The 665-nt window shown below is 41.2% G+C and carries 1 protein-coding gene; it reads left to right on the forward strand.

Annotated elements, in window-relative coordinates; all coding sequences use genetic code 11:
* Positions 1 to 665, forward strand: a 665-nt coding sequence (locus tag AB4140_RS19810; RefSeq protein ID WP_372002359.1) for a flagellin, incomplete at both ends; no start/stop codon positions are given.

Here is a 665-nt window from a genome sequence, read left to right on the forward strand (position 1 = left end):
TTAACCCGTATTGCTGATACCACTTCTTTTGGTGGCCAGAAATTATTGAATGGTAATTACGGCACACAATCATTCCAAGTGGGTTCAAATGCCAATGAAACCATTTCAGTAAGCCTTAGTGATATCTCTGCTGATGCAATTGGAAAGGAAGGTAAGAGTGTTGTTGGTACTTATGATGCTACAGAAACTACAGCAGTCATTGCTGATACAACTTTTTCTTTTGCATATAAAGTAAATACTACTGCTGCAACTGAAGATTTAGCCGTTGACTTTTCGAAAGTAACAGATGCGGCTGGTGCGGTCGACGCAATTAATAATGCTTTAAATGGAGCGTCACAGGCTACAGGAGTGTTTGCGGAGCTTGATGCTGCAGGTACTGGATTCAGTATGAAAGGTATTTTAAATAATGAAAGTACATTAGCTTTGACTGAAGCTACGGCCCCTTCAGCAGCCTTTACTATCGGTGCAGCGGATTCTGGTAATACTGCCGTAAATGACATTGATATTACATCTTATGCGGGTTCACAAAATGCGGTCACAGTTATTGATGCTGCCATTTCTGAAATTGATGGCCAACGTGCCGATTTAGGTGCGGTGCAAAATCGGATGAACTTCACCATTAATAACTTAAGCAATATTCAAGCTAACGTAACTGATGCCCGCAG

Origin of the sequence: Shewanella sp. 10N.286.51.B2 (assembly GCF_041469265.1) — a bacterium.
Classification (GTDB): Bacteria; Pseudomonadota; Gammaproteobacteria; order Enterobacterales; family Shewanellaceae; genus Shewanella.